This window comes from Chitinophagaceae bacterium (assembly GCA_007695095.1).
Taxonomy (GTDB): domain Bacteria; phylum Bacteroidota; class Bacteroidia; order Chitinophagales; family REEL01; genus REEL01.
The window spans coordinates 23,546-32,316 of sequence record REEL01000095.1 but is presented as its reverse complement, the minus strand read 5'-3'; the positions used below and the strand labels follow the sequence as shown (position 1 = coordinate 32,316).

Sequence of the window (8,771 nt, the reverse complement as noted above, 5' to 3'; positions counted from 1 at the left end):
CCAATCTTACATTTGAATAAAAAGTTTCCTGATCCCAGGTGATTTGATAACTACAGCCCGGCCATAGTTCTTCTCCTCCGTTGGGAGTAAGTAAAACCGGTTGGGCAGGGGTAATTGTAAAAGCATCGCTTACTTCGTGTCTGCAGTAATTAAAACGGTCTCTGACTCTTATTCTTGCAGTTGAAGTAGGGGTGTTTGGCGGTTCCCAGGTAAAACTTGTTCCGGATACATTATTATCTATTAAATTCCATACACCTCCATCGTTTATACTATAGTGAATTTCAAATTCAGATACTACAGGGGTATGATTCCAGGTAATTTCATAAGGCTGTAAAGCCGGAACTGATTCTCCGGCAGTTGGGGTTAAAACATCTATCTCATCGCTTGGCCTGATGCTAAACAGTTCTGATTCATGAAAAACACTGCTGTCAAATGCTCTTTCAACTCTTATTTTTGCTTCATCTGTGTTAATACCATTAGGTACACTCCAGTTGTAAGTTCTCATTCCGGAAGTAGAGTTAGATAGAGATGAAACAATGACAGTCCAGTTGTCACCTCCATCGATAGAATAAGAAATTCTTAAGCTGCCTATACAACCCGAAGTTTCAAATCGTATAGGGAATGTTGTACAACCAATTAAAGTGTCTGTTTCATCAGGTTCTATTACTGTAAGAGGAGTTTTAATTGTAAAAGGTGCATCACTCACATCATGTAAAGTGGAATTACCGCTATTGAAAATTTTGATGAGATAATTATCGCCCGGTGTTGCACCAATGGGTACGCCCCAGTTTCTACTGCCATTATTTGTGGATGTACTCCATATTGTTGTCCATGTACTTCCACTATCTGAAGAGTATTGAATAGTCGGATTCGTATAAAAAGTACTGGCGTCCCATGTAATCGGGTAAGAACATCCCGGCCAAAATTCTTCCCCGCCGTTTGGTCCCAATAGTATCGGTTGATCCGGTATTATTGTAAAATTCTCCGTAATATTTGCTTTACAAGTATTATTTCTGTCTCTTACTCTTATTTGCACAGTACTTGCACTCATATTGGGGACATTCCAATTATAGGCATTTCCTGTAATGTTCGTTGCGATTGTTGTCCATCCGCTGCTCACTGTTTTATAATGTAAGTCATAAGCTCCGGAAACATTAGGTGTGTTGTCCCAAGTGATTTGATAAGTTGTTGAGGCATTGATTGACTCTCCGGGAGTAGGTGCGGTTACGGTAATATCATTACTTGGACGTATGCTAAACACTTCCGATTCTGCAAAAACAGTATTATCAAAAGCTCGCTCAACTCTTATGATAGCTTCATCGGTTGTAATGCCATTTGGGATTGTCCAGTTTTCGTATATCTGGTTATTGTTAGAAGTGTTCGATAAAGATGTGATAATGGTACTCCATGTTGCTCCGTTATCTAAGGAATACAAAACCCTGAAATTACCTATACAAGTTGATTTTATCATTTCTATTGCTAATAGATTACATCCATATACCGTATCACCGGCCATTGGATTAATTATCTCAATGGGTTCAAGTATGGTAAAAGGTGCATCACTCACATCAAACACATTAAAATCTGCTGTGTTGGATGCTTTGATTAAGTATTGATTGCCGGGAATTATATTCGCAGGTGGCGTCCAGTTTCTGCTGCCATTATTTGATGTTGAACTAAAGGCTGTGTTCCAGGTGACTCCGTTGTCATCTGAATATTCCAATCTTACATTTGAATAAAAAGTTTCCTGATCCCAGGTGATTTGATAACTACATCCCGGCCATAATTCTTCTCCTCCGTTAGGGGTTAATAAAACCGGTTGGGCAGGGGTGATTTCAAATACATTACTGATATCCTGTTTGCAATATTGAGCTGCATCCCGAACTCTGACTATAACATTTGAACCCGGGTCATTCGGTACTGTCCAGTCGTAAGTCCCTGTAAGTGACGAGTAGTTGGTAACTATAGGAATCCATGTATTCCCACCGTTTTTTGAATAGTGGATTTGGTATGTGTTCGAAGTTCCACCCGCATCCCAGGTAATTTGTTGAGTGCTGAGTCCTTGCCATACTTCGCCACCGACCGGGGAAGTAATTTGTATAGGAAAGTTAATGGAGAAAAGACTATCACTTATGTCTTGTGTGGACAGATTTTGAGCATCCCTGACACGGATTAAAACCGTAGTTGAACTTACATTGGGTACAGTCCACAGGTATTCTCCGGTTGTTGATTGGAAGTTTGAGGCTACAGATGCCCAAATTGTTCCGCCATCTAAGGAATAATCAATATTCCAGTAATTAGATAAAGAACCCGACTGATTCCAAGTAATGGGATAAACTTCACAACTATATAATGTTTCCCCGCCATTTGGCTGGACAATAGTTACGGATTGGGCTTGCAGGTTGAGGCAAAATAAACTTATTAGGAAGATAAAGTTTGTTAGTAAAAAGTATTTTTTAATCATTAGTGTTGAGTTAATAAAAAGTGCAGCAAAGGTAGGCAAAAAATGAAAAAAACAACATGGTAATCTTTAATAATAATGCAAATTTAATATATGTGTGTATTGGTAGTAATGGTCGTATTTATTTAAGAAAAAGTATATTTATTTCCGGAAAGGTTTTCCCAATAATAAAGGCTTGTAAAGATATTTTGAATGTTAATTTTAGGATGGAAAAGGTCATATGGGCTGAGCTATTCTTATATGCTCGCTTAACTGCTCATAGTTTTTTCGATTTAAATATAGACAATGAATCTGTTTCCCGGAAGAGATACTCTCTTTTTTAATCATGAACAATTTTTTATATTTTTGAAAATAACATTATTTGTTTTTTACATCGTTAATAAAAGGCGTGATGCTTTTTTTTTAGCGCGAATTAATGGATTAATATGTGATTTTAAAGTTTAAAAAACAAAAGCTGAAATAAAAATATTAAATGATTACAGGTAAAGATTTAATAGAATTGGGATTTAAGCCGGGGAAGTGGTTTAAAGAAGCAATTGAATATGCTAACAACAATCAATTAAGCGGTGACAGCTTAATAAATTATTTAGAAACTATGCGGCCAAAACATATAGAGCCTTATGCTCAGGCAGTTGACTTTTATCAAAATATAGTAGCTGAGACCGAAGAAGAGGTTTTAAATGTTGAAAACGTTATCTCATCAATGAAAGGCCTTATGAAAACACCCACTTTGATCAGTGGAGCTGTTATGCCCGACGCATGCCCCACCGGTAACGGACAAGTTCCTGTTGGAGGAGTAGTAGTTGCCAAAAACGCCATTCACCCTTCTATGCATAGTGCTGACATTTGTTGCTCTGTAATGATGACCAACTTTGGACATATCGATCCCGGGACTGTTTTAGATTTTGCCCATTCGGTGACACATTTTGGAGGTGGTGGGCGAGATGAATTTTCTTTTTTACCAAAAGTACTTGAAGAACGTATATCAGAAAACAGATTTCTAAACAATGAAAGAAGCTTAAATTTTGCCAGAAACCACCTTGCCACTCAGGGAGACGGCAATCACTTCTTATTTATTGGTCGTTCAAGAAATACCGGTGAGACCGTTATGGTAACTCACCACGGAAGTCGAGGTTTTGGTGCAAATCTTTATACACAAGGGATGAAGCTTGCCGAGTTTTTTAGACGTGAAATTTCACCTAAGACCTTTGAAAAAAATGCCTGGATTCCTTACGACACAGATGAAGGCAAAGCCTATTGGGAAGCATTGCAAATTGTGAGAGAATGGACAAAACTAAACCACACGACGATTCATCAAGCTACTGTTGAGAAACTAAAATCTGATCCGGTTGAGAGATTTTGGAATGAGCATAATTTTGTCTTTAAAGAAGATGATTTATTTTATCATGCAAAGGGAGCAACTCCGCTTGACGATAAATTTGTACCTGACTCAAAAGAAGGACTCCGAATTATTCCGTTGAATATGAGTGAGCCTGTTTTAATTGTCAAAGGAAAAACAACGGATAATAACTTAGGATTTGCACCCCACGGAGCCGGTAGGAATATTAGCCGGACAAGACATAAAAAGAACAATGCGCACAGAACTATTGAAGAAATCTTTCACGATGAAACCAAAGGGTTGGATATTCGATTTTTTTCAGGCCATATTGATATTTCAGAATTGCCGAGTGCTTACAAAAATGCACAAACCGTAAAAAAACAAATGAAAGAGTTCGGACTTGGAAAAGTAGTGGACGAAATTATTCCTTATGGTTGCATAATGGCAGGTGATTGGCAAATCGACGCACCCTGGAAAGTTAAAGCAAGAGAAAAGTATAAAAATAAGAGGAAAAAAAAGAGGAAGTGAGAGGGAAGAAAATGGAAAATTTATGATGTCAAATGGAAAATGTATTGGGAGCTCTCAGAACCCGGTTGTACTCTGATTGGTATTGAAGAATGAAGTCTCTCCATTAACCCTGAAATGCTTCATAGCGCCGGCATGATAGAAATTAGGAAAGTGCAATGTATCAAATTTAAAAATTTCTAATAGTAATTCAAGAAATATATTTAAGTGATGTTAATTTAAAAAATAAAATTGAAAATTCTCCTCCCTAAACCATACTATCAAATCATTCAGGCATAATATTTGTTTTGCCTGAAATATGAAATATCTATATCTTTTACTTTTTTTCATATCGAATACGGCTGTTTTTGCTGAAATGGATACTATCGAAATTCATTTTTTTGATAATGGAAACCTTTCTACGATGAAGACTAAAAGCGGTATGATTGGGAAGGCTATAGCGTATAACATAAAAGGGGAGATAATTTATCAAAAGGAAATCAGAAGTTTTGCAGGGCATGCCTCTGTTTATTTTTCGCACCACCCCAATGGAGCTGTTAAAACAGCTAATTATTCTACAGCTCCGGATGCCGGTATTCAATGGTATAAGTCCACTACTGAGTTTAGTCCCGACGGAGAGATTACAAATAAAACAGTTCGCTCACATGATATGAGAGAACGTATCATTCAAACATATATAGTTGAAACAGGACCTGAAAATGATGAATTAGAACCGGATGTGCAAGAAGAAGATACCACTTTTGTGCAGGAAATTATGGAATGTGCTTCTATACATCAAAATAAAATCAGCTTAGTTAATCACACACCCTATGAGTTGTTTATCTATTTTGTGTACCAACGTGAAAAATATGAATATACACTTTCATCCGGTGAGAAAATGGAAGCTTTTACCTATATCTCAGCAGAAATATCAAACCCGCCCGGAGATAATTTACAATTTGGCTACGTGTCTTTAAACACATCAAATAAAGCAGATCTCAGTCATTTGATGACAGTATATTCCGTAAATAAACTCAAGACGATTTATACGTTTCATTTAATTGAAAGCAAAGTGAAAAACTGAATTGGAAAAAGAAAACTTGTTGTTTTAGAACTGACTAATCAATTACAAATCTTTATGTAATGGAATGCTGATACTGAGGGTGAAATTTCTCCCGGCTTCCGGCAGATTCAGTAAGCGGTAATAACTCAAATGATTTTTGTAGCGGGTATCTAAAATGTTATCAACCCGGAATTGCAGGTAAAAAGATTGATTTTTTACATCTATACTCGTGCCTATGCCTGCATTGAAAAGCAGGTAGCCATCAGTTGCTTTTTCATTTCTTTGGATTCGGCTTTGTTTGGCAGTATGCCTTGCCTGAAAATTCAAGTGTATATTATTTAAAGGGCCATAGTCTTTGTTATGTCTGTATTCAACAATAAAGCGATTGGTGAGGGGAGGGATAAAAGGAAGCGGATAATTTTCTTCAATATTATGCCCCATCACATATTCCGTATTCCATTCTAAATGCAGAAAAGAAACCGGATGATACTCTAAAAGCCATTCTCCTCCAAAATGTACGGCATTGGCCTGCACATAGTTATAAAGTTGCCCGGTATGCGGTAAAAAAGAAAAAGTACCTGAAGGTTGCAGGTAGATATGATTGTCAAAGTAGTTAAAAAACGGAGAAAGAGCAATTCGAAAATTTGAAGTGCGATACGTCATGGAAACATCAAACTGATAGCCGGTTTCTACGTCTAAATCGGGATTGCCCTGTTCGTGGCGGAATGTGCTGTGATGCACCCCATTAGCTCCTAATTCAGCAATATTCGGCATTTTAAAACTGCGACCTGAATTAAATTTAAAATTCCAGTTTTCATTGGGCATATAAGACAAGCCTAAGCCTGCTGAAAAATTGTAAAAATTTCTTTCTGTATCGGGAACCCGCTCATAAAAACCGTTTATTACTTCCGGCTCTGAGTAAAGCGGTTCTAAGTATTCATCTATGTCAAAATAGCCATAATCAAAACGAATACCTCCATTAACAATCAGGCTTTCAGAAACATCCCACTCGGCAAAATGAAAAATCCCGGCCTGTATGCTTCTGTATTCGGGAATTAAAAATTCAAAACCTGAAATTTCATTGATTTGGTACTGAGAATTGATTCCTGTTATGAAGTTAATGCTTTCATTTAAGCGGGAATAGTATCTCATATTAGCTGTAAATGTTTTGAGGTTTAGTCCTAAAGCCAAACTGTCCTCCGGTCTGGGTCCAAATCCATGACTGTGAGGAAATGAGATTTCATTTCGTACATTTTGTTGAAAGCCCAGATCAATATCTAACCAGTTTTTACGAAAAAGTAATGTATTGTTTGAAATTACTTTAAAATGACTAATTTCCTGATTAGGAATATCAATATTCCGGCTGTCTCCATCATCTTCCAATAAATATGCTCTCGGTATGCCAATAGCTCCGGGGAAAAACCCAATGGTTTGGTCAATATTCGAGATTTGTAAGTTGGAAGATCCTCTGTCACCTTGTATGCCTATGCGGCCGGTTAAAGCGTATTCACGACCGGCTGTGTTTTTCAAGCGCTCATTTTCAATGGGCAAAATATAGCGATTGTAGGTAAAAGAATCAGCCGGTACCTTAAAGTCACCGTAATCTAATGCTGAAGCTCTGAAATATATAAACTTTCTGTTTTTTTGAAAATGCGAATAGGCAGACAAACCAATCAATTCATTGTTACTGCGGGCATTAAAATCGACACCTCCTTTTATGAAATCTCCGGAAGGATATCTTTGAGGTGAAATGTTTATCACACCACCCAAAGCATCTGAGCCATAAAGTAAGCTGCCCGGACCTTTGATAACTTCAACTCTTTCAACAGCGAACTGATCAATCTCCAGTCCATGTTCTTCACCCCATTGCTGACCTTCTTGTTTAATACCGTTTTCGTTCAGCAATACCCTGTTAAAACCAAGCCCCCTTATGACAGGTTTGACGATATTTGTTCCGGTAGACATAGCATTTACACCCGGAATATGCTCTAAAGAATGAATTAAAGTATTGCCGCCTTTTTCCCTGATTTGCTCAGCACTTATAACTTCTATACTCAGAGATTTTTCCCTGGCTTTTCTTTTAAGTAGATTACTTTCAATGATAACTTCCGAGATTTCCAAATCCGTATTTCGCATGCTAAAGCTGTATTGTACATCACGGTTTTTTATTTCTATTGTTTTAGCATGAGCTTCAAATCCTAGAAACTTAATATGCAGATGGTAAGAGCCCGGTTTGATATTGGAAATACTGTAAAATCCGTTTTGATCGGTTATGCTTCCATTTAAAGTTTCATGCAGGTATACTTGTGCGCCTGTAAGTGGTTCTCCTTCTACATCAAAGACATAGCCCTCTAATTTAAAGCGCTGACTGACATCAACTTCTTCCAAAATCGGATTTTCAGAAAAACCCGGCTTGAAAAGTATGAGTACCGCTATAGCGAATACTAGAAAAAATCTTAAATGGAAAATTGACTGCATAATTAGATATGCAAAGATACAAAAATTTGAGTTTATGCAACGTTGTTGCAAAATTATTCAGGCTTTATTTTTTTCTGAGTTACAAAAAAGTAATTCCCAATAACAGCAATGGTTACAATAGTGATTCCTGCAATATTTTCCATGGATAAAGATTCATTAAAAATGAACCAGCCTGCGGTAATGCCAAATACTATCCCCAGATATTTAATGATAGTAACCTGCGATAAGGTATCACTTTGTACAGATTTTGCGGTATAATATTGCAGAAATTGAGTAAAAACCCCCATTCCAATTATCCAGAAAATATCTGTAAGGCTAGGGGTTACCCATTGCAAATATGTAGGTATAGCCATAACCGGTGTAGCCAGTAGTGGAAAGTAAAAAACAGCCGTCATCGGGTGGTCTGTTTTTCCAAGTAAGCGTATAAAATTATAGGCTAAACCGGCAAAAAAAGCAGCAACCACTCCCATTACAGCATAAATAAACGGAATTCTTTCATCAAAAGCACCCATAATTGCAATGCCGAAAATAGCCATCAGAAAAAAGAAAAGTTGCAGCTTCTTAAATTTTTCTTTGAGTATGAACCTGCCCAATAAAACAGAAAAAAATGGAGATAAATATTGAAGCGTAATAGCTGATGCAAGAGGTAATTTCTGAAGTGTCAGAAAAAAAAGTGTTAGAGCAAAAACTCCTGCAAGCGCTCTTATCACCAGTAGTTTTTTGTTATTACCCCAAACGGGAATTCGGTTTCGGATAATATAGCTACCACTTAACAACAGAGAAATGATTGAGCGAAAAAAGATTAATTCAACCACCGGAATATGAGCTAAAAATTTTACACAAACCTGCATGATAGTAGCAGAAATAGTGGCAATAATCATAAAAAGAGCTGCCTTCCCTGGATTGTGTTTTAGCATATGCAAAGG

5 protein-coding genes are annotated in these 8,771 nt (G+C 37.1%); 2 read left to right on the top strand and 3 right to left on the bottom strand.

Features of this window, described 5'->3' with window-relative positions:
- A partial coding sequence (locus tag EA412_05860) for a hypothetical protein (GenBank protein ID TVR79759.1) occupies positions 1–2,464 on the bottom strand: 2,464 nt, incomplete at its 3' end.
- 469 nt (positions 2,465–2,933) lie between these two features.
- Between EA412_05860 and EA412_05855 the strand changes: the two genes are divergently transcribed.
- Both EA412_05855 and EA412_05850 read left to right on the top strand, forming a co-directional pair.
- Positions 2,934–4,328, top strand: a complete 1,395-nt coding sequence (locus tag EA412_05855; protein TVR79758.1) for an RtcB family protein — start codon at positions 2,934–2,936, stop codon at positions 4,326–4,328.
- A 295-nt stretch (positions 4,329–4,623) separates the two neighbouring features.
- The gene (locus EA412_05850; protein TVR79757.1) at positions 4,624–5,388 is read left to right on the top strand and encodes a hypothetical protein; all 765 of its coding nucleotides are present in this window, start codon (positions 4,624–4,626) and stop codon (positions 5,386–5,388) included.
- Between the two features lie 42 nt (positions 5,389–5,430).
- Here the strand turns inward: EA412_05850 and EA412_05845 are convergent, their stop codons facing one another.
- Together EA412_05845 and EA412_05840 are read right to left on the bottom strand one after the other, a co-directional pair.
- Entirely contained in the window at positions 5,431–7,845 is a 2,415-nt protein-coding gene (locus EA412_05845; GenBank protein ID TVR79756.1) for a TonB-dependent receptor, read from the bottom strand.
- A 53-nt stretch (positions 7,846–7,898) separates the two neighbouring features.
- On the bottom strand, positions 7,899–8,762 hold the full coding sequence (locus tag EA412_05840) for a DMT family transporter (protein TVR79755.1): 864 nt from the start codon (positions 8,760–8,762) through the stop codon (positions 7,899–7,901).
- Positions 8,763–8,771 lie beyond the last annotated feature (9 nt).